General features: G+C 62.9%; 25 protein-coding genes and 2 tRNA genes. 14 read left to right on the forward strand and 13 right to left on the reverse strand.

The features are described 5' to 3' along the window. Window positions 1-177 precede the first annotated feature (177 nt). On the forward strand, window positions 178-882 hold the full coding sequence (locus tag AC58D2_RS13105) for a FecR/PupR family sigma factor regulator (protein ID WP_497391021.1): 705 nt from the start codon (window positions 178-180) through the stop codon (window positions 880-882). Here the strand turns inward: AC58D2_RS13105 and AC58D2_RS13110 are convergent. The 3 genes from AC58D2_RS13110 to AC58D2_RS13120 all read right to left on the reverse strand — a co-directional run bounded on the left by AC58D2_RS13110 (window position 827) and on the right by AC58D2_RS13120 (window position 3,060). Continuing rightward, on the reverse strand, window positions 827-1,297 hold the full coding sequence (locus AC58D2_RS13110; RefSeq protein ID WP_497391023.1) for a lasso peptide biosynthesis B2 protein: 471 nt from the start codon (window positions 1,295-1,297) through the stop codon (window positions 827-829). The genes AC58D2_RS13105 and AC58D2_RS13110 overlap by 56 nt on opposite strands. A gap of 206 nt (window positions 1,298-1,503) precedes the next feature. Then, entirely contained in the window at window positions 1,504-1,638 is a 135-nt protein-coding gene (locus AC58D2_RS13115) for a hypothetical protein (protein WP_497391025.1), read from the reverse strand. Window positions 1,639-2,625: 987 nt separating this feature from the next. After that, complete coding sequence (locus AC58D2_RS13120) at window positions 2,626-3,060, reverse strand: sensor histidine kinase (RefSeq protein ID WP_497391027.1); 435 nt, start codon at window positions 3,058-3,060, stop codon at window positions 2,626-2,628. Window positions 3,061-3,719: 659 nt separating this feature from the next. Here AC58D2_RS13120 and sciP point away from each other — a divergent pair. Together sciP and AC58D2_RS13130 are read left to right on the forward strand one after the other, a co-directional pair. Next, on the forward strand, window positions 3,720-4,022 hold the full coding sequence (gene sciP, locus AC58D2_RS13125) for a CtrA inhibitor SciP (RefSeq protein ID WP_497391029.1): 303 nt from the start codon (window positions 3,720-3,722) through the stop codon (window positions 4,020-4,022). A 346-nt stretch (window positions 4,023-4,368) separates the two neighbouring features. Next, window positions 4,369-4,719, forward strand: coding sequence for a hypothetical protein (locus AC58D2_RS13130; protein WP_497391031.1), 351 nt, complete (start codon window positions 4,369-4,371; stop codon window positions 4,717-4,719). Between the two features lie 97 nt (window positions 4,720-4,816). Here AC58D2_RS13130 and AC58D2_RS13135 read toward each other — a convergent pair whose 3' ends face one another. Continuing rightward, complete coding sequence (locus tag AC58D2_RS13135) at window positions 4,817-4,939, reverse strand: hypothetical protein (protein WP_497391033.1); 123 nt, start codon at window positions 4,937-4,939, stop codon at window positions 4,817-4,819. A 409-nt stretch (window positions 4,940-5,348) separates the two neighbouring features. Between AC58D2_RS13135 and AC58D2_RS13140 the strand changes: the two genes are divergently transcribed. Next, window positions 5,349-5,999: a hypothetical protein gene (locus AC58D2_RS13140; protein WP_497391035.1), complete on the forward strand. Its 651-nt coding sequence runs from the start codon at window positions 5,349-5,351 to the stop codon at window positions 5,997-5,999. A 60-nt stretch (window positions 6,000-6,059) separates the two neighbouring features. Here AC58D2_RS13140 and AC58D2_RS13145 read toward each other — a convergent pair whose 3' ends face one another. Then, complete coding sequence (locus AC58D2_RS13145) at window positions 6,060-7,064, reverse strand: hypothetical protein (RefSeq protein WP_497391037.1); 1,005 nt, start codon at window positions 7,062-7,064, stop codon at window positions 6,060-6,062. 259 nt (window positions 7,065-7,323) lie between these two features. Between AC58D2_RS13145 and AC58D2_RS13150 the strand changes: the two genes are divergently transcribed. Next, on the forward strand, window positions 7,324-8,127 hold the full coding sequence (locus AC58D2_RS13150; RefSeq protein WP_497391039.1) for an enoyl-CoA hydratase-related protein: 804 nt from the start codon (window positions 7,324-7,326) through the stop codon (window positions 8,125-8,127). Window positions 8,128-8,213: 86 nt separating this feature from the next. Here the strand turns inward: AC58D2_RS13150 and AC58D2_RS13155 are convergent, their stop codons facing one another. The 3 genes from AC58D2_RS13155 to AC58D2_RS13165 form a co-directional block, all read right to left on the reverse strand. Further along, complete coding sequence (locus tag AC58D2_RS13155; RefSeq protein WP_497391041.1) at window positions 8,214-8,816, reverse strand: HD domain-containing protein; 603 nt, start codon at window positions 8,814-8,816, stop codon at window positions 8,214-8,216. A gap of 69 nt (window positions 8,817-8,885) precedes the next feature. Continuing rightward, entirely contained in the window at window positions 8,886-9,536 is a 651-nt protein-coding gene (locus AC58D2_RS13160; protein ID WP_497391043.1) for a COG3904 family protein, read from the reverse strand. A 62-nt stretch (window positions 9,537-9,598) separates the two neighbouring features. Next, on the reverse strand, window positions 9,599-10,114 hold the full coding sequence (locus AC58D2_RS13165; RefSeq protein ID WP_497391045.1) for a hypothetical protein: 516 nt from the start codon (window positions 10,112-10,114) through the stop codon (window positions 9,599-9,601). A 186-nt stretch (window positions 10,115-10,300) separates the two neighbouring features. On the opposite strand from AC58D2_RS13165, the gene AC58D2_RS13170 reads away from it, so the two are divergent. Next, entirely contained in the window at window positions 10,301-10,747 is a 447-nt protein-coding gene (locus AC58D2_RS13170) for an RrF2 family transcriptional regulator (protein ID WP_497391047.1), read from the forward strand. A 172-nt stretch (window positions 10,748-10,919) separates the two neighbouring features. Here AC58D2_RS13170 and AC58D2_RS13175 read toward each other — a convergent pair. After that, window positions 10,920-10,995, reverse strand: a tRNA-Ala gene (locus AC58D2_RS13175). A 120-nt stretch (window positions 10,996-11,115) separates the two neighbouring features. Beyond that, complete coding sequence (locus AC58D2_RS13180; protein ID WP_497391049.1) at window positions 11,116-11,436, reverse strand: TIGR02300 family protein; 321 nt, start codon at window positions 11,434-11,436, stop codon at window positions 11,116-11,118. Window positions 11,437-11,561: 125 nt separating this feature from the next. Between AC58D2_RS13180 and aroA the strand changes: the two genes are divergently transcribed. The 5 genes from aroA to AC58D2_RS13205 all read left to right on the forward strand — a co-directional run bounded on the left by aroA (window position 11,562) and on the right by AC58D2_RS13205 (window position 16,150). Further along, a complete protein-coding gene (aroA, locus tag AC58D2_RS13185; protein ID WP_497391051.1) occupies window positions 11,562-12,890 on the forward strand; it encodes a 3-phosphoshikimate 1-carboxyvinyltransferase in 1,329 nt (442 codons plus the stop codon). Beyond that, entirely contained in the window at window positions 12,887-13,159 is a 273-nt protein-coding gene (locus tag AC58D2_RS13190; RefSeq protein WP_497391053.1) for a CBU_0592 family membrane protein, read from the forward strand. Before aroA ends, AC58D2_RS13190 begins: the two co-directional genes overlap by 4 nt. After that, window positions 13,156-13,788 (forward strand): (d)CMP kinase, encoded by a 633-nt coding sequence (locus AC58D2_RS13195; RefSeq protein WP_497391055.1) that lies wholly within the window; start codon window positions 13,156-13,158, stop codon window positions 13,786-13,788. Before AC58D2_RS13190 ends, AC58D2_RS13195 begins: the two co-directional genes overlap by 4 nt. A 175-nt stretch (window positions 13,789-13,963) precedes the next feature. Then, window positions 13,964-15,673, forward strand: a complete 1,710-nt coding sequence (rpsA, locus tag AC58D2_RS13200) for a 30S ribosomal protein S1 (protein WP_497391057.1) — start codon at window positions 13,964-13,966, stop codon at window positions 15,671-15,673. A gap of 198 nt (window positions 15,674-15,871) precedes the next feature. Further along, window positions 15,872-16,150 carry an integration host factor subunit beta gene (locus AC58D2_RS13205; RefSeq protein ID WP_497391059.1) on the forward strand — a complete coding sequence of 93 codons (279 nt, stop codon included), beginning with the start codon at window positions 15,872-15,874 and terminating at the stop codon, window positions 16,148-16,150. Between the two features lie 52 nt (window positions 16,151-16,202). Here the strand turns inward: AC58D2_RS13205 and AC58D2_RS13210 are convergent, their stop codons facing one another. Then, window positions 16,203-16,970, reverse strand: coding sequence for an ABC transporter permease (locus tag AC58D2_RS13210; RefSeq protein WP_497391061.1), 768 nt, complete (start codon window positions 16,968-16,970; stop codon window positions 16,203-16,205). Next, window positions 16,967-17,911: an ABC transporter ATP-binding protein gene (locus tag AC58D2_RS13215; protein WP_497391063.1), complete on the reverse strand. Its 945-nt coding sequence runs from the start codon at window positions 17,909-17,911 to the stop codon at window positions 16,967-16,969. The genes AC58D2_RS13210 and AC58D2_RS13215 overlap by 4 nt, the downstream gene beginning before the upstream one ends. Window positions 17,912-18,002: 91 nt before the next feature. On the opposite strand from AC58D2_RS13215, the gene AC58D2_RS13220 reads away from it, so the two are divergent. From AC58D2_RS13220 to AC58D2_RS13230, 3 genes are all read left to right on the forward strand, one after another. After that, a tRNA-Leu gene (locus AC58D2_RS13220) sits at window positions 18,003-18,089 on the forward strand. 20 nt (window positions 18,090-18,109) lie between these two features. Continuing rightward, window positions 18,110-19,603, forward strand: a complete 1,494-nt coding sequence (locus AC58D2_RS13225) for an ABC transporter substrate-binding protein (protein ID WP_497391065.1) — start codon at window positions 18,110-18,112, stop codon at window positions 19,601-19,603. 42 nt (window positions 19,604-19,645) lie between these two features. Next, window positions 19,646-20,068: a DUF4112 domain-containing protein gene (locus AC58D2_RS13230; protein ID WP_497391067.1), complete on the forward strand. Its 423-nt coding sequence runs from the start codon at window positions 19,646-19,648 to the stop codon at window positions 20,066-20,068. Window positions 20,069-20,263: 195 nt separating this feature from the next. Here AC58D2_RS13230 and AC58D2_RS13235 read toward each other — a convergent pair whose 3' ends face one another. Further along, a complete protein-coding gene (locus AC58D2_RS13235) occupies window positions 20,264-20,677 on the reverse strand; it encodes a hypothetical protein (RefSeq protein WP_497391069.1) in 414 nt (137 codons plus the stop codon). Window positions 20,678-20,767: the final 90 nt, after the last annotated feature.

Here is a 20,767-nt window from a genome sequence, read left to right on the forward strand (position 1 = left end):
CGAAAGACACTCGAACATCGGCGCTTGCAACACCGCAGGCTCGCCGCCTAACATCAAACCTCAGACGAGGCCCGCACTCCGCAAACCTACGCCGCGAGTTGTGCCAAATGTTCTGACGACGGACAATCACATGATGAAGGCACTTGCGAAAATCGCCGCCCTTGTGGAACGTGAGCGATGAACGCGAACGATGCCCGCTATTCGGTTGACGAGATCGCCCGGGCATGGGTGGTCAAAATGCGAGGGGTGAGTTCTGACGCTCTGCGCGCCGAGTTCAAGGAATGGCTCGCGAGCGCACCCGAACATCGCGCTGCCTATGATCGTGTCGAGCGTCAGCTCGATCGCGCGGCAATTCTCAAGATCTCCTCGCGGTTCGGAGAAGATCGGGCCGGACGACGATCTCAGCTACTGGCGGGACGCTGGTTATCCTGGGGAGCGTTTGCCACGATCGCTGGATTGCTGCTGATCGGCTATGGAGCCTTCGGAGCAACGTTACCGGGACCTTTTTCTGCAGGTTCAGCCAAGGCCGTCGCGGCTGAAACATTCACGACTGATCGCGGTGAGATTCGGCGTTTCCAGCTGGCAGACGGAGCCGCGCCTCGTGATCGAAGGATATCGTCGACATCGTCTCGGTTTAACTCGGCAACGCGAGGCGACGGCGGTTCGCGCCGGAACAAGGGCCCCAGGATACATCCCAGCGCCCCAAGGTCGAGGCGAGGCGCTTTGCTCCATAGAGACACTGATTCCGAGTTGAGAATGTGTCTGCCGGACGTAGGCTGGACAGGTTCGATGCCCGGCACCGGGATTTCGAGGCCGAAAGAAAGCCTCATCGAACGGTCATCAACGGGCGATAGTTTAGGATGTGATCTAACGGATCGCTAAGCAGCAGACTTCCCGTTTGAATCCAACAATGAGCCGCAAAGGGGAGCGTGACTCCGAGAACAAGGTCGCAACCAAGACCGCGGCGCGCGAGCATCGCTCGGATGGCGAGACCGCGTGCAAGGCACTGATCGGTTGCATCGCGGTAGCGCGACGCTCGGATAAAGGCGGCTGCGATGTCCAGATAGCATTCGGAGGTCGTTGCCGCGAGATCGCTGGCGAGCAACAGTGAGCTGAGCGGCCGACGGGCCAGCCTTCGCCGGGCGCGCCACTGCGTCACGATCGCTTCCGCGACGAGGGGCATCCGAACCACCGGAAGACTTTCGTCATAAACGCTAGTTTCGGGCGGCAGTGCGGCATCCCAAACAGAGCCAGGCTTGCCAGGTTCAGTCAGCCCCTTAGACGTCAGCCAATTCATTTGTGCGCCACTGGCGTCATCGGAAACAGCTGCGCAAAATGCCTCTGCTCCATAGCCCTCTAGCAGAAAATAGCGGCTTTCCCGCAGATCGAGGCAGATGATATGCCGACCAATCGTGCAGTGCCGGAGATCGGATCGAAGTCGAAGCGAAGGCATGTCGATACCGCAATGGCGTGCGGTGCCTTTGGCTCCGCACGCCCTTTGCGTCAGTCGTCGGCTTCAATGCCGCCCTCGGGATAACGCTGGAACGTCTGCACATCCAGCTTCCCGTCGATCGCAGCGCCCCGGGTTTCGACGCGCGCGTCGCCGAGATCAGCGATGCAAGATTCATGGTTTCTCATGGAGATTCCTTTCTATAAACTGCGACATTATCGAGTCGCTGTGACAAATTATTGAACTGAGAAAGGACGATCCATTTTATAATTTAAATATTATCTAAAAACGTACCAATTACGTATAATTACGCTAAATTTCCGGAAGGTGTATTTAGGAATATAAGACCGGATCTATCTTACATTTTACGATATATCTCTGAATATCCGCTTTATTATAATACCTTTTTATGATGTGTTTAAAGGTATTTGCGATGACGGTCCGGAAATCGACGATCAACAATCGCTGTGAGTCTGAGACAGGTTGCCCCGAAGAGTTTGAACCTGGCGACGCCGACACCTGTGTTGCGCTAGCCGCACTCAAAAAAAGTGACCGAGCGAGGTTCTATGTTGTCGGATCCACAGACCGGCACCTTTAGCAGAACGCCTGGACATCCGTGCCGGAACCCGGTCACACGCTGGAACCAATCAGCGCAAGTCAGCTATCCCGTAGCTCCAAGACTGAGGCAAGGAGAACTGGACCCGAATCCGGGTGCAAGCGCGTGCAGATGAGAGAATCTGCAAACGCCGCGAAGCCTTCAGCACTCCGGCCCCCGGACTTGATCCGACGCACCGTCAGCTCGGATTGCGCAAAACACCGATCGAGTGGCAATCGTCAGGCCGGCGCCAATCCAGTTTCGCCTGTGCTTTCGGGCCCGCACCCTCTGAAAAATCGCATGCCGAAACCGGCGTCGGCCGCAAGCACAGGGAGTCGACTATCAGACCGATCAGTCTCCATGCCGTTCAGCGCGACAGCATCGTCGCCGTGGCGAGGAGGCATATGCAGCCCGCTCCCGCCGGTGCTACCGGTATTTGACGGCGTCGCGATCGCAATGACGGCCGCGCTGGCATCCACGGTCGGGCCGGTGAGACGGCGGATCCGATCGAGGCCACGCGACAGCGTCTGGTCCCTCTCGAACCGGCCGTTCTGCGGTCAGAAAACGGCGCGGGCAGCAACTACCTCTCGCGAACCGGACGACCGAATATCAGACAAATTCGTGCGTCCGATGCCGAGTCTATAATGCGAAGCTTTCCCCGGTGCAGCAAAGCGATCGCTTTGACGAGCGACAGGCCGAGACCGCTTCCCGGCTGAGTCGCGGTGTCGGACAATCGGAAGAAGCGTTCGACCACCTTTTCGTGATAGGCGGGCGAAATACCGGGACCGATATCGGATATTTCTATCACGATCTGCGGCCCTCTTTCGTCTGACCGGACCGCAACCGTGCCGCCCTCGCCGCCATATCTTACAGCATTGTCCAGTAAGTTCGACGCCGCCTGAAACGGCAGGTTGGGATCGGCCTCGAGCATCAGGTCCGGCGCAATCTCGCTCAAAATGCGTTGGCCCCGCACTTCCGCACCGGGCAGGTGATATTCGATCGCGTCGGCGAGCAAGGTCGACAGTCCGGAAGCCGGCGAGATGTCGTCCGCTTTCGATGCGCGCGATACCCGGCAGCGCATCGAAGATCGACTGGAGCCGCTCCGCTTCAGCTACCGCCTGTTCGGCGATCCGCTGGCGTTCGCGCTCGTCAGACGCGACACGCAAATCGTCGAGATCGGCATGCCGCCGCGCGAGCGGCGTGCGCAATTCATGTGCGACATTGTCGGACACGCGGCGCACCGCTTCAACGGCCTCCTCAATCCGCCCCAACATCTGGTTGAGCGTTCCGGCGAGCTCGTCGAAATCGTCACCGGTGTCGCGGAGCGGAATGCGTTCGGCGAGGTTGCCCGCCATTACCCGGCGCGCGGTCTGCGTAACGGAACCGATGCGGCAGCCGCCCAGCCAGCGTCAAATGAATTTTCCGTAATGGTTGCGCCTCGCGGGTACTGTGAGCGCTCCCTCCCCCGCCCGCAAACGCAAGGCGACATCCCTCCGGGCGGGTGTCACTACCCGCTAACCGGTGCCGGGCCACTCTATTTCGGACCGTAGCGCGCCACGGCCCGGCGCAATTAACCACGATGCCTCGCCTTTCGTTAACCCGCAACGGGAAGGTTAGAAGGGTTGCAAGGCCGGGGAGGCACTGTGCAGCGCGAGCTGCCAAGGGAGTGCCAAAGTGCTAGAAAATCAAAAGATCCGCCGGGCGGCGGTCATCGGACCGATGGGCGAAGAATTAACACTCGACAATCTGCCGCCGCCGAACACGTCGCGTTGGGTGAGCCGCCGCAAGGCGCAGGTTGTCGCCGCGATCGAGGGTGGCCTGCTGACACCGGAAGAAGCATGCCTGCGATACCGAATGTCGTTCGAGGAACTGAGCACCTGGCAGCGATTGTTCGACCGGATCGGAGTACGCGGTCTGCGGACAACCCGTATTCAGCAATATCGCGAAACATTGGCCACTCCCTCGCCGCGCGGATGACGGGCAGGCAGAGGAACCTTTCCGATTTCGACCGCGTTTACGGTCCGACACCTCCCTCGCGCTCTTCTCCTTCGCATAAGGCCACCGCCGGTCGACGAGACGCGCGTCGCCTCGGACCGGAAGGACATGCCCCGCCTCATCCCCCCGCGGGCGAGGCAGATGGGCCCCGCCGAAGGGGGACGGGGCCCTTCACTTAACCGGATCCAGCAGGAAGCGAAACGGGTGGCACGCGCATGGACCATGCACGGCGCGCCGCCCTTCGTGGTGCTGCCGAGGTGGGGGTAAGAGCGAGGCGGCACCAGACTGTAGATCGGGACCAAGATGCTATAATCAGGTTAACGATCCCTTGACGATGGGACGCTTGCGCGAAGGAGCAAAAGCATCTGGCAAGACTGCCCGATGCACCAATTTCCCCGGCGGCCCGTGGTTCTCCGCGCCTCTGGTCCTATCCGGCGCTGCCGCCTATACCGATGCAATGCGCCAGCGCGTAACGATAGCCAGCGAGATCGAACGCCTTCTCGTCAGCCTCGGCGGACAGCGGATTTGCGACGACTGTATTACCGATCAGCTTAATCTTTCGGTGCGCAGTCAAGCGAATGTGGTAACCCGCAAGCTTGGTGCGCCGCTCTATAGCCGCACCAAGGCGCCTTGTGGGACGTGTCGGCGGACGAAGACCGTGACCAGTTGGACGGGCTAAAACCCCCGCGCGGCTCGGGCGATCCGCCCCTGGCCATTTTGCACTCGGCGGGCGGCCGCGACGGGCATCGGCATTCTGTTCGCACCTCCGGCCGACTTCAATCGAGCAGGGTCTTCACCCAGCCGTAGAGGCCAGCGAGGAAAGACCCGCCGACGATCGCGGCCACGAACCAGAACTCGATCGCGAGCGCCTTGGCTTTCCATCGGGGTCCCTCTTCCATCCCGTTCGCATGGCAGGAATGCGGCCTGCAGGAAAGAGCCGCGCACAGACCGACCCTGCATGCCCGTAGCGTGCAACACGGTCCCGGATGGCCGTGCAGACGAATTTGTTCGCCGCAGCCGACCGCGACCTATGCAGCACGCATCGTTCATCTTGACCCGACAGCGCAGGCGCGTATGCTGGCCGTCCACTGGAACTATTCCGTCGGCGATTGCAGACTCGCGGCGGGTCATTGGGCGGGGGGTCAGGCTCCCGCCTTTTTCTTCAGTCGCCTCGCCCTTCAGATTCTACGGCGGAGCGCCATTCCCAGCGTTGCGGCTGGCCCGCAGATCCGGCCGCATTGCATAACAGGCGCCGCCGCAAGTGGGAAGAGACTGGCGCATCGGCACAGGAATACCCATAACCCGGCGATGCGTATGTTCGCTCTTCCTCTCATGCTCGCCGCCTTGCTCGCCCTCCCCTGCATTGCCGCCGAGCCTGCGAGCTTCGTCGGAGAATATGGGGTGGACGAAGGGCCCGATGTAGGCGGCGGGTTGTTGATCCGCGAGGATGGCCGGTTCCAGTATCGGCTGGCCGCCGGCGCACTCGACGAATGGGCGGAAGGTCGCTGGGAACGGCGCGGCAACTCGATCTGCCTTACGACCGAACCCCGCCCCGTCGCGCCGGCGATGAAAAAGGGGTCCCAGGTCGAAGTCGATGGCGCCACCCCGACCCTGCTTGTTACCTGGCCCAACGGCCGCGGTATTCCCGGCGTCGATTTCAGGATCGGGTTCGATACCGGCAATCCGATCCAAGGATATACCCAGGAGGACGGCTGGACGATGCCGGACGACGACGAGCGCATCCCACGCTGGGTCGAGTTGCGCGAGCCAATCTATAATATCACCGCACCAAGATACGACCTCGCAGACGCCGATGGCGGCAGGCTGCGCGTGGTCATCGAGCCGAACGACCTGGGCGTGGTCGCATTCGACGGCAGTTGTGCAGAACGCACCGAACGCGGCATCACCTTTCACCGTGCCGAAGGAGACATGCGGTTCGTGCGGCTCGACGTGGAGTAGGGACCGAGAGCTTGCCCACCGTGCCAGGGCCCTCCCAAAATCGACTGCGATCGCACAGGATCAAGAGTGAAACCGCGAATATGAACCCCGCAAAACCTTTTTCGACATGAGCTTCCCGTAAAGTTCGTCGTCCAGGCCGTTCTTGCCGAACATCGGTAGTCCTCTCCGCGGCAGATAAAATCTTCCGGGGCCCCAAGCGATGTTCAGCAGACCGGGGAAGTGGGCGAAGGTGAAACTCGTCATATGCCGGGGCGAGGCATCACGGTCCCGGGTATCACGGACGTAGAGTCGCCGCGCCGTCGATCTGACAGAGTCGGCTGGCAAATTGACGGAGCCGACCCACACGATGATCCGATCCGCAGGGAGCTCGCTGGAATCCAAACGGGCGCATTGGTACCGACGGATTTCTCCCGCACAGTCTGGCCCGATCGAGCCCAATCGAAACGTTTGATAAAACGGTCCGCTCGCTGGCGCATCCTCTGCGCCCGGAAAGGACATGGTTACCGTTTGGGCATGCCCCCTCACGAGTAGTTCCAGACAACGATCACTGCATTCGTGCCAAAGCCTCGATTCCGTGCTGGACGGTGCCGAATTTTGCAATTCGACCGCACGCCCTTCAATCTGAGGGGGTGAAACCACATCATTGCGCTGATAGAGGCCGACAAATCGCCGCTCCTCACCATGATTGAGAAGCAGGGGCACGCCGACAAATAACACAGCGGAACCGGCTCCCGAGATGAACCATCGGCGCTTGGGTGCGGCCTTCTGAAGAGCAAAATTAATCGCAAGAAGGCTGGTGGGTATCCCCAAGATGATCCCCCAAGCGGCAACAATCTCCAGAACGATAAAGTAGAGGAAGATTACGCCCGTAAACGTAAGGACCCACACCGCGGCCTCGGAGTGATTGGGCGGGTCCAGCCTATGATCAAGGCCGAAAACTTGCCAAGCGACGGTGACTCCCCACAAAACACCGACAAAGATCGCAAGCAGCTTGATGTCCCAGGGACATTTTCCGTTTGGGTGTTTTTGCGATCCGTCCTGCCTATTACGTGGATCTTGTGGCATGAATTCGGTCGCTCCATCATTCTCGCGGCCCCACTCTGACGACCGTGGGCAAATAAATAGTTAGTTTGGTCCTTCGCGGGTAAGATGGCGCCGCCTCACAACCGCCAAAAATTGCTTATGGACGCCAAGCGGAACGACGGATGCGGTCGCTCCGACCGACAAGTGGCCTTCTCTCTCTTGCACTTGCACTTGTGATCCAAATGCGCCACATCTTTACGTGAACGTAAAGGTAAAGCAGCCTGCGAGAGGATCCTTCCCCATGACCGACATCCCGACCTTTGACACGATCAAGCTCGACGTCGCCGACGATGTCGCGACGATCACGCTCAACCGCCCCGAACGGCTCAATTCGATGCCGCCGGCGATGGCCGACGACGTCCGCGCCGCCCTCGACTGGATGGGCGTGCTCGGCGCGCGTGCGCTGCTGATCACCGGGGAAGGTCGCGGTTTCTGTTCGGGCGCCGACCTGGCCGGCGATCGCACCGCCTCGGCGGTCGGGGGCGGCGCGAACAGCCGCAAGGCGCTGCGCAACCACTATAACCCGATGCTCCTGGCGCTCGCCAATCTCGACATTCCGGTGGTCACGGCGGTCAACGGCCCCGCGGCGGGTGTGGGATGCAGCTTCGCGCTGTCGGGCGATTTCACGCTTGCGGGCAAGAGCGCCTATTTCCTGCAAGCCTTCGTCAACATCGGGCTGGTTCCCGATGGCGGCTCGTCCTGGTTGCTGCCGCGCCTGATCGGCCTGCCTCGCGCCGCGCAGATGATGATGCTGGGCGAAAAGATCGGCGCCGAACAGGCCGCCGACTGGGGTCTTATCTACAAGGCGGTTGACGACGATGCGCTCATGGACGAAGCCCGCGCGCTGGCGAGCCGGCTCGCGAGCGGCCCCACCGTGGCGCTCGGCACGATGCGCAAGATTTTGCGCGGCGGCCTCACGCAGAGCTTTTCCGAAACGCTCGACGCGGAGGCCATGGGGCAGTTCGTCGCCGGCAACAGCGCCGACGCGATGGAAGGCATCCTGGCGTTCCAGCAAAAGCGCAAGGCTGCCTTCAAAGGCGCTTGAAGCAAAGAGGCACGGGCGCCCCGCTTCGCGGTCGCATCGATTTCCCGAGGAACCGGGCCTCGACCGATGACGGTCGGGGCCTGCTTTTATTCGGCGGCCTCTTCGGTCATGACCTTTTTGTAGATGCTCTGCTTCGGTCGCGCGCACAGCCGCATCACCATCGGCTCGAAGACATCGAGCGGCAGCGTGTCATAATCGGGATCGAACGCCGGCTGGTCGTATTTCTCGCAAAATTCCGCACAGGCCGCGGCATAGGGATGGCCCGAAAACCGGTCCCGCATATCGCGGTTGAGCCCGATGTAATGGAAGAAATAATGGCCTTGGAAAATCCCGTGATGCTGGACGATCCAGTGGTTTTCCTCCGACAGGAAGGGCTTGAGGATCGCGGCGGCAATATCGGGGTGGTTGAACGCGCCGAGCGTGTCCCCGATATCGTGGAGCAGCGCCATGACGACATATTCCTCGTCGCGTCCGTCGCGGTGCGCCCGGGTCGCCGTTTGCAGGCAATGCGTCAGCCGGTCGACCGGAAAACCGCCGTAATCGCCCGCCAGCAGCTTCAGATGCTCAAGGATGCGGGCGCCGTTATTGGGAGCGAACTCCTTTTGCTCGGCGGCGATGATGTCCCAGTCTTCCTGCGTGCCTTCGGTCATTGCACGAAATTTTGCGCGCGGATGCGTCATGTCGTTCATCGCCGGCTCTCCCAGTTCCTGGAGCCAGTCTACGCCGTCCGTTGCAATTTGCAACGTTGACGCGAAGGCCTAACCGCCGCCGGTGGTATCGGTGCTGTCGACCCCATATTTCAACGCCTCGTCTTGGGTCAGGCAGCGCCGCGTCGAACGATCGTCGCCGCTGCCCTTCACCGCCTTTTGGCGATACATGACGTCGGTCAAAAGCTTGCGCGAAACCCCCATCTTGATGAGGAAGTCATTATCCTCGCTCGCCAGCAAGGCCGCGTCCTGTTCGACATCGCCGATCAGTTCGGTGGTCGCATCGGTCCCCATCGCGACGCTCATGTCGATCGTGCCGCGGTCTCCCGTGCGCGTGAACATATGTACGATGAAGAGCCCGCCCGGATCGACATAACGCGGAATGCCGCCCATGAAGACGAAATTGCAGGCGCTGAAACAGGCCCAGCCCGACGGAATACGCGTCGTAATCCCCAGGTTGGAACGGATGACGCGCCCCGCGGCGTTGCCGGCCCGCGCGTCGCCGCCGGGCGAGCGCAGCCATATTTCGCGCACGTCCGGGTTCGCCGCCAGCGTTTTCGCGAGACGGTCTGGAAGCCCCGCATCGACGCGGCCTTCGGCGAGCAGTATCTTGACGCCGCCACGCTCGACCGGCGTCAATGTCATGGTCGGATTCGTCGACCAGCCGGGGTGGAGCGGACAGGTCGGATTGTCGGGGTCCATCGCGGGCCCCGCAGCAACGGTCGCAAGGGCGGCAATGCCGAGAGCTAGGCGGATCCCGCCCGTCACGCCTGCGCCAGCCTGTAGCGCGCTTCGCCGGGGTCGCGGCACATGTGCTTCGTCGCCCGCGTCTCTTCGCCGTCCACGATGATGAAATCGGTCACGTTGATGCACTGGCGGCCGCCGCCCTCGTCGTTCCGTGCGACGATCGTCGACGACCCGCTGACCCCGTCGCGGGTTTCGCTCGTCCAGTTGGCGGTCGACCCAACCTCCTCGCCGCGCACCGCATCCTCGGTGGCTTTTGCGGCCTGAACCTGCTCGGCGGGATCGAGGCGACAGGCGATGGCGTCGGTCAGCGTCTCGCTCACCTCCGCGATCGGGACATAGCTGTAAACGCCCGCCTTGCTGGCGGCGTCGCCAACCGCATCCCGCAGGACGCCGCCCAATATGCCGCGTCCGACGCTGCTCCCTTTCTTGCCCTTGGGACAACCGCCATTGCTGTCATCGTCGCTCGGCGCCGGCGCCGGAGTCGTGACTTTTCGCAAAAGACCGCCAAACTGCGCCTCCGCCGGCGTCGCCATAAGACCCGCACACGCCGCCCATGCCGGAAGCCAAAACCATCGTCGCATCGCCCGCTCCAGATTATTGCCAGTGGCGACCCCTTGTTTTGCAGGCGAAACTAGACCTCGCTGTGATTTCAATCAATGGCGCAAAGATTGTCTTGTCCACAGGTTGAAATTAGCCGCGAAGTGGCCCAGACAGCGGCCATGCTTTCGCAAAAGACCCGCTATACGATCCGCGCGTTCCAGCACCTTGCAGACCATTGGGGCAAGGGGCAGGTGCAGCTTGCGGACATTGCGGAGGCTCAAAACATTCCGCCCAAATTCCTGACGGTGATCCTGTCCGAAATGGCGCGCGAAGGACTGCTCATTTCGCAGCGCGGCCGCGACGGTGGCTACCAGCTCGCCCTGCCGCCGATCGACATCAGCTATGGCGATCTCGTTCGCCTCACCCGCGGGTCGCTCGCGCTCGTTCCCTGCGCAAGCCGCAACGCGCACGAAGCCTGCAAGAATTGCCTTCCCGAGGCCGAATGCCGAATGCGCAGCCTCATGTTGAAGGTTCGCGACGATACCGCCGCGATTCTCGACCGGATCAGCCTCGCCGATCCAATCGGTGTGGAACCGCTGATCGAGAAGGAAGAGCTGGCGGTCTGACGCGCTGCCGGGGGAGATGGGCGGGGCCTCCGAGATCGAACCGGCGACCTTTAATATGCCGTGAGCAGCGCTCTGCCGCGCTCGACGAGGAAAATGGTGGAGCCTACCGGGATCGAACCGGTGACCGCTAATACGCCATGAGAAGCGCTCTGCCGCGCCCGCCGAGGAAAAATGGTGGAGCCTACCGGGATCGAACCGGTGACCTCTACAATGCCATTGTAGCGCTCTCCCAGCTGAGCTAAGGCCCCGTGCCATTTTGCGGGTCGCCCTGGGTGGTGCGACCGGGACGCCGCCTTTACCAGCGCGCGCCCACTATGCAAGGGGCCAAATGCACCGAACGATGCTTTTTTGGCCCCTGTGCCGGATTATCAGCTTTCGTCGTCGTCGTCGTCGCCCGTCGACACGCCGAGGTCGTCGTCGCCGCCAAGGTCGACGTCGTTGTCGGGCGAATCGCTATCTTCGTCGACATCGACGTCGAGATCCAGATCGTCGTCGCTCGACTCTTCCTTCGTCTTGCTGGGCTTTTCGGCCTCTTCGAAGGGCATCGGTTGCTTCGACTTGAGCACCGATTCCGGGATCCAGGCATAGCCGCAATTGATGCAGGTCACCGGATCATCGTTGGTCAAATCATAGAATCGCGTGGCGCATTTCGGGCAGCTACGTTTCGTGCCCCATTCAGCCTTTACCATATAAGCCTCGTAAACCTTTGGAAACGGTTGTGAAATTTCGGAAAGAAAACGGCGCCTCGCGGCCGATCCGTCAAATCGGCGTGCGCCTTGCCAGATTGTCGGGCCGCTGTCAAAAGCCGCACGCCATGAATGACCCTATCGCCACACCGCGCGCCTTTTGCGCGTCCGCTCCGCTCAAAGGTAAGATCGCCATTCCCGGCGACAAGAGCATTTCGCACCGGTCGCTGATGCTATCGGCGCTCGCGGTGGGAACCAGCCGCGTCACCGGCCTCCTGGAGGGCCACGATGTTCTGGCCACCGCCGCCGCGATGCGGGCGATGGGCGCGCGCATCGAACGGCGCGACGACGGCGAATGGGTGATCGATGGCGTCGGAGTCGGCGGCCTCCTCCAGCCGCGCGAAGTGCTCGACATGGGCAACAGCGGCACGTCGACCCGGCTGCTGATGGGCCTTGTCGCAAGCCATCCGATTACTGCCACTTTCACCGGCGACGCCAGCCTGTCGGGCCGCCCGATGGGCCGCGTCATCGATCCGCTCGGCCAGATGGGCGCCGAAATTTCGGCCTCGCCGGGGGGGCGCCTGCCGCTGATGGTGCGCGGTATCGCGCCCGCCGTGCCCCTCTCCTATCGCCTGCCGATGGCCTCGGCGCAGGTAAAAAGCGCGGTCCTGCTGGCGGGCCTCAACACGCCCGGCGTCACCGAAGTGATCGAACCGATTCCCACCCGCGACCACAGCGAGCGCATGCTTCGCGGGTTCGGCGCCGATCTGACCGTCGACACCGCCGCCGACGGCACGCGCCACATCCGCATCCACGGCGAAGCCGAACTGAAACCCCGAACGATCGCCGTGCCGGGGGATCCGTCTTCGGCCGCCTTCTTCATCGTCGCCGCGCTTATCGTCCCCGGCTCCGACGTGACGATCGCCAACGTCGGACTGAACCCGACGCGCGCCGGCCTGATCGACGTATTGCGCGCGATGGGCGGCGATATCGAGGAACTCGATCGCCGCGACGTCGGCGGCGAGCCCGTCGCCGACCTGCGCGTCCGCCATAGCGTGCTGACCGGGATCGAGGTCGATCCGGCGGTCGCGCCGAGCATGATCGACGAATTCCCGATCCTTTTCGTCGCCGCCGCGCTCGCCGAAGGGCGCACGACGACGAGCGGGCTCGACGAGCTGCGCGTCAAGGAAAGCGACCGCCTCGCGGTGATGGCCACGGGCCTGCAGGCCATCGGCGTGCGGGTCGAGGAACGGCCCGACGGGCTCGTGATCGATGGCAGCGGCGGCGATCCGCTGCCCGGCGGCGCGACGGTTGCCGGCCATCTCGACCACCGCATCTGCATGAGCTTCGCGATCGCGGGCCTCGTCAGCAGGGCACCGGTCACGATCGACGACATCGCGCCGGTCGCGACGAGCTTTCCCAATTTCGAACCCTTGCTGGCGGGATTGCCGGCATGATCGACTGGCTGTCCGGCACCGCGGCGAATGCAATCGGCCTTGTCGGCACGGCCTGCGTGCTCGCCGCCTTCGCCTATATCAACCTGGCGGTAAAACCGAACGGCGTGCTGTTCAACGCGGTGAACCTTGTCGGCGCGCTCCTGTTGATGATTTCGCTTCTCGTCCACTTCAACCTCGCCTCCTTCCTGCTCGAGATCGCCTGGGCGAGCATCGCGCTATGGGGGCTGGCGCGCGCGCTGCGGCGGCGCGCGGCAGGGGGTGCGGCATGATCGTCGCGGTCGATGGCCCCACGGCGTCGGGGAAAGGAACGATCGCCCGCGCGCTCGCCGCGCATTTCGGACTGCCGGTGCTCGACACCGGCCTGCTCTATCGCGCCGTCGGCTACCAGACGCAGCTTGATCATGGCGACGCCGACAAGGCCGGCGACGCGCTGGCCGCTTGCGATTTCCCCGATAGCCTGCTCGGCGACCCGGCGCTGCGCTATGAAACGACGGGCGGACTTGCGAGCCGCGTGTCCGTGCATCCCGCCGTGCGGCAGGCGCTGTTCCAGCGGCAGGTCGACTTTGCCAATCAACCCGGCGGCGCGGTGCTCGACGGCCGCGATATTGGTACCGTCATCGCGCCGCACGCCGATGCCAAGCTGTTTATCACCGCAAGCCCCGAAGAGCGGGCGCGGCGACGCCATGCCGAAATGCGGTCGCGCGGGGTCGAGGTCAGCTATGACACCGTGCTTGCGGACATTCGCGCGCGCGACGCGCGCGACAGCGGGCGCGCGAACGCGCCGCTTGCGCAGGCGCACGATGCAGACTTGCTCGACACCGGCGAAATGACTATAGACGCCGCCGTCCAACGGGCGATTGCGCTGGTTGAGGCACGGACAGGCCGCCGCTCCACCTGAGCGTCGGGCGTGACGGGGTGCACTCGTCGCGCCTTTTTTGCATTGCCCGCTGCCCTTCCGCCGCCGCGTTCCCGCGGGTGTTCCGCTTTGCATTCGGCGAACGGGACGGATCGGCCACAAGACCAGCGGACCCAACCGCTTGGCCGGAAACGAATGAAGCAAGGAAGATCAATTTATGGCCACTACGGCTTTTCCGACGCGCGACGATTTCGCCGCGATGCTCGATGAATCGCTGGGTGGTGCCGAGGGCGGCTTTGAAGGCCGCGTCGTCAAGGGCACCGTAACCGGCATCGAAAACGACCTGGCAGTGATCGACATCGGCTTGAAGAGCGAAGGCCGCGTGCCGCTTCGCGAATTCGCCGCGCCGGGCCAGAAGGCCGACCTGAAGGTCGGCGACGAAGTCGAAGTCTATGTCGACCGCGTCGAAAACGCCAATGGCGAAACCATGCTGTCCCGCGACCGTGCGCGCCGCGAAGCCGCCTGGGACCGCCTGGAAGAAGAATTCAACAAGGAAGCCCGCGTCGAAGGCGTCATCTTCGGCCGCGTCAAGGGTGGCTTCACCGTCGACCTCGGCGGTGCCGTGGCCTTCCTGCCCGGCAGTCAGGTCGACATCCGCCCCGTGCGCGACGTCGGCCCGCTGATGGACCTGCCGCAGCCGTTCCAGATCCTGAAGATGGATCGCCGCCGCGGCAATATCGTCGTCTCGCGCCGTGCGATCCTCGAGGAAACGCGCGCCGAACAGCGTTCGGGCCTGATCCAGAACCTCGAAGAGGGCCAGATCATCGAAGGCGCGGTGAAGAACATCACCGATTACGGTGCGTTCGTCGACCTCGGCGGCATCGACGGCCTGCTCCACGTCACCGACATGAGCTACAAGCGGGTCAACCACCCGAGCGAGATCATCAATATCGGCGACACGGTGAAGGTGCAGATCATCCGCATCAACCGCGACACGCAGCGTATCAGCCTGGGCATGAAGCAGCTCGAAGCCGATCCGTGGGAAGGCGTCGCCGCCAAATATCCGGTGGGCGCGAAGCTCGCCGGCACGGTCACGAACATCACCGACTACGGCGCGTTCGTCGAGCTCGAACCGGGCATCGAAGGCCTGGTCCACGTCAGCGAAATGTCGTGGGTCAAGAAGAACGTCCACCCCGGCAAGATCGTTTCGACGAGCCAGGAAGTCGACGTCATCGTCCTTGAGGTCGACAGCGAAAAGCGTCGTATCTCGCTCGGCCTCAAGCAGGCCCAGTCGAACCCCTGGGGCGCCTTCGCCGAAGCGCATCCGGTCGGTTCGGTCGTCGAAGGCGAAGTCAAGAACGCCACCGAGTTCGGCCTGTTCGTCGGCCTGCCCGGCGATGTCGACGGCATGGTCCACATGTCGGATATCGCCTGGGGCATCTCGGGCGAAGAAGCACTGCACCTCCACCGCAAGGGCGAGACGGTGCAGGTCGTCGTTCTCGATGTCGACGTTGAGAAGGAACGCATCAGCCTGGGCATCAAGCAGCTTGAAAAGGGAGCGCCCGCCGTCGGTGCCGGCGCGTCTGCCGGTTCGATGAAGAAGAACGAGACCGTCACGGTCACCGTGCTCGAAGTCCGCGACAACGGCCTCGAAGTGCAGGCTGGCGACGATGGCGCCACGGGCTTCATCAAGCGCGCCGACCTCGGCCGCGACCGCGACGAACAGCGCCCCGACCGGTATCAGGTCGGCCAGAAGTTCGACGCGATGGTCATCGGCTTCGACCGCTCGAAGAAGCCGAACTTCTCGGTCAAGGCGCTCCAGATCGCCGAAGAGAAGCAGGCGGTCGCGCAATATGGTTCGTCGGATTCGGGTGCGTCGCTCGGCGACATCCTCGGCGAAGCGCTGAAGGCCGGCAAGAAGGACTGATCCTTCCTGCCAGCGACGATATGACGGAAAGGCCCGCCGAGTGTCCCTCGGTGGGCCTTTTTGCATCCGCTATATGTTTTGACCGCACCCTGATTCATGTTAGTCTCGCATCGCGTTGGGAGGGGTCTCACGCACTGGCGCCGGCAACGACCGGATGACCGCATCCGCTGCGATGCGCGTGACAATGAGGGGAAGCAGATGATCCGGTCGGAACTGGTTCAAAAGATTGCGAGCGAAAACAGCGATTTGCGCGTCGAGGAGGTCGAGAAAATCGTCGACACCTTCTTCGACTCGATCGTCGACCAGCTTGCCGCCGGCGGCCGCGTCGAATTGCGCGGTTTCGGGGCCTTTTCCACCCGTGCCCGCGAGTCGCGCACCGGGCGCAACCCGCGCACCGGCGCGCCCGTCGCGGTGAAAGCGAAAAGCGTGCCCTATTTCAAGCCGGGCAAGGAAATGCGCGAACGGCTGAACGATTGAGCGTCGAACCGCGCCAGCGCGGCCGCAGCGACGACCGGCCTGACATTCCGGCTCAGTTCTTCAGGCGGTAGCCCGTCCGGAACATCCAGAAAATCACGCCCAGACACAGCGTCAGGAATAGCGCGACCGCGCCCATGCTGACGCCGATGCCGACATCGCCCTGCCCGAAGAAGGTCCAGCGAAAGCCGCTGATCAGATAGACGACCGGATTGAACAGCGTCACCGTCTGCCAGGCCGGCGGCAGCATCGACAGCGAGTAGAAGGCACCGCCGAGGAAGGTCAGCGGATAGACGACGAGCATCGGAATCACCTGCAACTGCTCGAAGCTCTGCGCCCAGATGCCGATGATGAAGCCGAACAGGCAAAAGGTCACCGCCATCAGCAGCATGAAGCCGACCATGAAGAGCGGATGCGCGATCTGGATGTCGACGAACAGGTGCGCGGTCGCAAAGATGATCGCCCCGATGATCACCGATTTCGTCGCCGCAGCGCCGACATAGGCGATGACCATCTCGATCGGCGACAGCGGCGCCGACAGCATTTCGTAGATGGTGCCCGTCCATTTCGGCATATAGATGCCGAAACTCGCGTTGCTGACGCTTTCGGTGAACATCGTCAACATCATCAGCCCTGGCACGATGAAGGCGCCATAGGGCACATCGCTGACCGAGCTCATCCGGCTTCCGATCGCCGACCCGAACACGACGAAATAGAGCGTCGTGGTGATCACGGGCAGCATCAGGCTGGTCCAGAACGTCCGTCCGAACCGCGCCATTTCAAAGGCATAGATCGAACGGATGCCGCGCGGATTGCTGATCATGCGGCGTTCCCTTCCGTCCGCGTTTCATGCACCAGTCCGACGAAGATATCCTCGAGCGAGCTTTGCGTGGTGTTGAGGTCCTTGAAGCCGATACCAAGATCGCTCATCCGCCGCAGCAGCGATGGCACCCCGGTCGCCTCGGCCTGGCTGTCGAATTCATAGACGAGTTCGTGCCCCTCGCCCGCCAGTTCGAGCGTCCATTCGCCGAGTTCGGCGGGAATCGCGGTGAGCGGGTCGGCAAGGTTGAGGGTCAGCGTCTTGCGGCCGAGTTTCTTGATCAGCGCATGTTTTTCCTCGACCAGGATCAATCGCCCCTTGCTGATCACGCCGACACGATCGGCCATTTCCTCCGCCTCTTCGATATAATGGGTGGTCAGGATGATGGTGACGCCGCGCTCGCGCAGGCCGCGAACCATGTTCCACATGTCGCGGCGAAGTTCGACGTCCACCCCTGCCGTCGGCTCGTCGAGGAACAGGATGTCGGGTTCGTGGCTGAGCGCCTTGGCGATCATCACGCGGCGCTTCATCCCGCCGGACAATTCCATGATCTTGGCATTGCGCTTGTCCCACAGCGACAGATCGCGCAGGAGTCGCTCGATATAGCCCGGATCGCGCGGCTTTCCGAACAGGCCGCGCGAAAAACTGACCGTCGTGATCACCTTTTCGAACGCGTCGGTATGCAGTTCCTGGGGAACGAGCCCGATCATCGTCCGCGCGGCGCGAAAGTCACGGCTGTGATCGTGACCCGCGACGGTCACGCTCCCCGCCGTAGGGGTGACTATGCCGCAAACGATGCTGATCAAGGTCGTCTTGCCAGCGCCGTTCGGGCCGAGCAGCGCGAAAATCTCGCCCTTGTTGATCGTCAGGTCGATGCCGCTGAGTGCCTGGTGCCCGCTTTTATAGGTTTTCGCCAGGCCAGCGATGGAGAGCACTGGTTGCATGCCGCCCTCCCTACCCGGTCCGCGCGTGGCCGTGAAGTCGCAAACAGGCCTTGACCTCTTCGGGGTCATCCGCTTGACCGTCTGCCGGTGCGCGGACGTGGCGGAACCGGTAGACGCAGCAGACTTAAAATCTGCTATCCATATGGGTGTGCGGGTTCGAGTCCCGCCGTCCGCACCAGTGACGGGAGCAGCGAGATTATGACGGCACGGCGCATCGGCTCGCGCTTCTTCGCTGCCGGCCTGCTCGCGCTGACCCTGACGAGCTGCGGCCTGTTCGGCGAACAGGGGCCCGTCCGCATCGCCGCGATCGGCCCGCTCAATCCCGCCGCCAATCCCATTCGTGGCGAATTGTCGGCGACCAATGCCGCGCTGCTCGAAGCCACGTCGCAGGGCCTTGTCAGCTATGACGCCGAGGGCCAGATCGATGTCGGCCTCGCCGAGCGCTGGACGGTGACCGCCGATGGTCGCAGCTATATATTCCGGGTTCGCGAAGCCAAATGGTCGAACGGCAAGAAGGTCGCGGCGGAGGAGGTCGCGGCAATCCTGCGCTCCTATCTCGGGCGCCGCAGCCAAAATATATTGAAGGACGATTTTCCCGAGGTCGAAACGATCAAGGCGATGACCGACACGGTGATCGAGATTCGCCTCTCGGTACCGCAGCCCGACCTTCTCGAACTGCTCGCCCAGCCCGCGATGGCGATCGTCAACCGCGGCATGGGCTGGGGACCGATGCGGCCCGGAAAAGACGGACGCGGGTTGTTGCTCACACCGGTTCCCGACCCGCTGGCCGAAGATCCGGAAGAAGCCGAGGCGGCGGCCGCCGATCCGGCGGCGTCGATCGAACTCGTCGGGACAAGCGCACCGCGGGCCTTGGCACGATTCAAGAACGGCTATGCCGATGGCGTGCTCGGCGGTCGCTTTTCCACCCTTCCTTATTTCATCGCGTCGAACATCGGCCGATCGCGGCTGGTGGTGGATCCTGTCCCCGGCCTGTTCGGACTGGTCTTTGTGCGCGCCGAGGGCTTCCTGGCCACCGACGCCAACCGCGAAGCCCTGTCGCGCGCAGTCCGGCGGCAGCGACTGGTCGAAGCGTTCGGGCTGACCGAATGGCAGCCCCAGGTCACGCTGCGCCCTGCCCTCTATGCTCGCGACGGCGGCCCGGTGCCGCTGCTGCCCGCCTGGGCCGATTACGACGATGCGTCGCGCTTGGCGCAGGCGAAGCGGGTCGTCGATGCGTGGAAGGCGGCGGGGCGCGACATCGACCCGCTGCGCATCGCGGTCCCCGATTCGCCTGGCGGCCGAATCCTCTATGCCTATGTCGCCGCCGACTTCGACCGCATCGGCGTACCCAGCAAGCGCGTCGATATCGGTGCCGCCGCCGATCTGAAACTTGTCGACCAGGTCACCCCCAATGACGATCCGCTGTGGGGTCTGCGCCGCCTGTCGTGCCGCGAGGATACGCTGTGCAACAGCGAAGCGCAGCGCAAGATCGACGAGGCGACGGCCGCCGCCGACCCTGTCGAGCGAGCCCGCCTGATCGGCGAGGCCGAAACGATTCTTGGCCGATATACGCCCTTCATCCCCCTGGCCACGCCGCTACGCTGGTCGGTGGCCGCCCAGCGGCTTTCGGGCCTGAGGGCCAACGCTCGCGCGCAGCACCCATTGAATCGCCTGCGCGACGCTCCCAACTAGAGAGTGGCGCGCACCTTTCGCGCGCTCATGCAAAGGACGCCAATGGCCCCGTCGACGCCCGACACCGATGCGATTTTCGAGGCACTGGTCCAGAATCGCAACGATCCCGCCGCGCTGCGCAAGCGCATCGAGACGCTCGAGTTCCTGCTGGAGCGCAGTTTTACCATTCCCGGCATCAACCGACCGGTCGGGCTCGACGCGATCGTCGGCCTGGTGCCCATCGTCGGCGATGTCGTGACCGCGGCCATGGGCGCCTATATCATCTGGGAGGCGCGAAACCTCGGCATGCCGAAGTGGAAGCTATGGCGGATGATGGGCAATCTGGGCGTCGACACCGCGCTCGGCGCCATCCCGCTCGTGGGCGACGCCTTCGACCTTTTGTTCCGCTCGAACACGCGCAACCTGAAGATCATCAAGCGCCACCTCGACAAGCATCACCCCGGAACGATCACGCTCGAGCAATAGCTGCGCGTCCCTTCGTTGTGGATAGGCTTACCGGGGACATCCCCTGCAAATCAGCGCACGGGAACCGGCGCTTGCCCGGATGTCAAAGGCGATCTTGCTGCGACCAAGTTATGCACAGAAACGTGGCCCTGTTCCTCGCCCACTGAACAGGGCGCAGGTTGAACCAAGAAAAACACCACGATCGAGAGCCTCGGTTCAGGTGGGAACGATCTGCAGGTCGAGATGATCGGTATCGAAACCATTGTCGCCCGGGACCGCAGCGATGGCGCGCTCGCGCACGCGCGGGCCCTGCGTGCGGCTGAGAACGGCATAGCCCGAGCCGTTCAGAACGATCTCGTCGTTCCCCGCAATCAGTCGGGCGCCCTGCATCGTTCCCGGCGTATAATTGACGATCAAGTCGTATCCCTGGGGCGCGTTGCAATATTCGCGGAACATGCCCAGCGAAACCGCATCTCCGCTGATCGCGCCGAAACCCGTCGCACGATGACTGACCATGCATTGAACCGCAACGGTGGCGCGCAGATTGAAACCATAGGAGGCGGCAAATGCCGACGTCGGTGCCGTCGCCAGCACCAGTCCCATGAAGCCGATCGTGAAGTTCCGAAACATTCGCCACCCTTTCTGCCAAATGGCCAAAGCGTGGGTCAGCGAATAGCGCCTCAAAAATAATATTGAGTTAAGCAGTAGTAAACGGGATCA

It is taken from the genome of Sphingopyxis sp. CR5 (assembly GCF_059693785.1).

Excerpts from the sequence above, each read along its gene's own strand:
- AC58D2_RS13105 (WP_497391021.1), top strand. The coding sequence starts at position 178 with ATGAACGCGAACGATGCCCGCTATTCGGTTGACGAGATCGCCCGGGCA.
- AC58D2_RS13110 (WP_497391023.1), bottom strand. The coding sequence starts at position 1,297 with ATGAATTGGCTGACGTCTAAGGGGCTGACTGAACCTGGCAAGCCTGGC.
- AC58D2_RS13115 (WP_497391025.1), bottom strand. The coding sequence starts at position 1,638 with ATGAGAAACCATGAATCTTGCATCGCTGATCTCGGCGACGCGCGCGTC.
- AC58D2_RS13135 (WP_497391033.1), bottom strand. The coding sequence starts at position 4,939 with ATGGAAGAGGGACCCCGATGGAAAGCCAAGGCGCTCGCGATCGAGTTC.
- AC58D2_RS13140 (WP_497391035.1), top strand. The coding sequence starts at position 5,349 with ATGCGTATGTTCGCTCTTCCTCTCATGCTCGCCGCCTTGCTCGCCCTC.
- AC58D2_RS13145 (WP_497391037.1), bottom strand. The coding sequence starts at position 7,064 with ATGCCACAAGATCCACGTAATAGGCAGGACGGATCGCAAAAACACCCA.
- AC58D2_RS13150 (WP_497391039.1), top strand. The coding sequence starts at position 7,324 with ATGACCGACATCCCGACCTTTGACACGATCAAGCTCGACGTCGCCGAC.
- AC58D2_RS13155 (WP_497391041.1), bottom strand. The coding sequence starts at position 8,816 with ATGAACGACATGACGCATCCGCGCGCAAAATTTCGTGCAATGACCGAA.
- AC58D2_RS13160 (WP_497391043.1), bottom strand. The coding sequence starts at position 9,536 with ATGGACCCCGACAATCCGACCTGTCCGCTCCACCCCGGCTGGTCGACG.
- AC58D2_RS13165 (WP_497391045.1), bottom strand. The coding sequence starts at position 10,114 with ATGGCGACGCCGGCGGAGGCGCAGTTTGGCGGTCTTTTGCGAAAAGTC.
- AC58D2_RS13170 (WP_497391047.1), top strand. The coding sequence starts at position 10,301 with ATGCTTTCGCAAAAGACCCGCTATACGATCCGCGCGTTCCAGCACCTT.
- AC58D2_RS13180 (WP_497391049.1), bottom strand. The coding sequence starts at position 11,436 with ATGGTAAAGGCTGAATGGGGCACGAAACGTAGCTGCCCGAAATGCGCC.
- aroA (WP_497391051.1), top strand. The coding sequence starts at position 11,562 with ATGAATGACCCTATCGCCACACCGCGCGCCTTTTGCGCGTCCGCTCCG.
- AC58D2_RS13190 (WP_497391053.1), top strand. The coding sequence starts at position 12,887 with ATGATCGACTGGCTGTCCGGCACCGCGGCGAATGCAATCGGCCTTGTC.
- AC58D2_RS13195 (WP_497391055.1), top strand. The coding sequence starts at position 13,156 with ATGATCGTCGCGGTCGATGGCCCCACGGCGTCGGGGAAAGGAACGATC.
- rpsA (WP_497391057.1), top strand. The coding sequence starts at position 13,964 with ATGGCCACTACGGCTTTTCCGACGCGCGACGATTTCGCCGCGATGCTC.
- AC58D2_RS13205 (WP_497391059.1), top strand. The coding sequence starts at position 15,872 with ATGATCCGGTCGGAACTGGTTCAAAAGATTGCGAGCGAAAACAGCGAT.
- AC58D2_RS13210 (WP_497391061.1), bottom strand. The coding sequence starts at position 16,970 with ATGATCAGCAATCCGCGCGGCATCCGTTCGATCTATGCCTTTGAAATG.
- AC58D2_RS13215 (WP_497391063.1), bottom strand. The coding sequence starts at position 17,911 with ATGCAACCAGTGCTCTCCATCGCTGGCCTGGCGAAAACCTATAAAAGC.
- AC58D2_RS13225 (WP_497391065.1), top strand. The coding sequence starts at position 18,110 with ATGACGGCACGGCGCATCGGCTCGCGCTTCTTCGCTGCCGGCCTGCTC.
- AC58D2_RS13230 (WP_497391067.1), top strand. The coding sequence starts at position 19,646 with ATGGCCCCGTCGACGCCCGACACCGATGCGATTTTCGAGGCACTGGTC.
- AC58D2_RS13235 (WP_497391069.1), bottom strand. The coding sequence starts at position 20,677 with ATGTTTCGGAACTTCACGATCGGCTTCATGGGACTGGTGCTGGCGACG.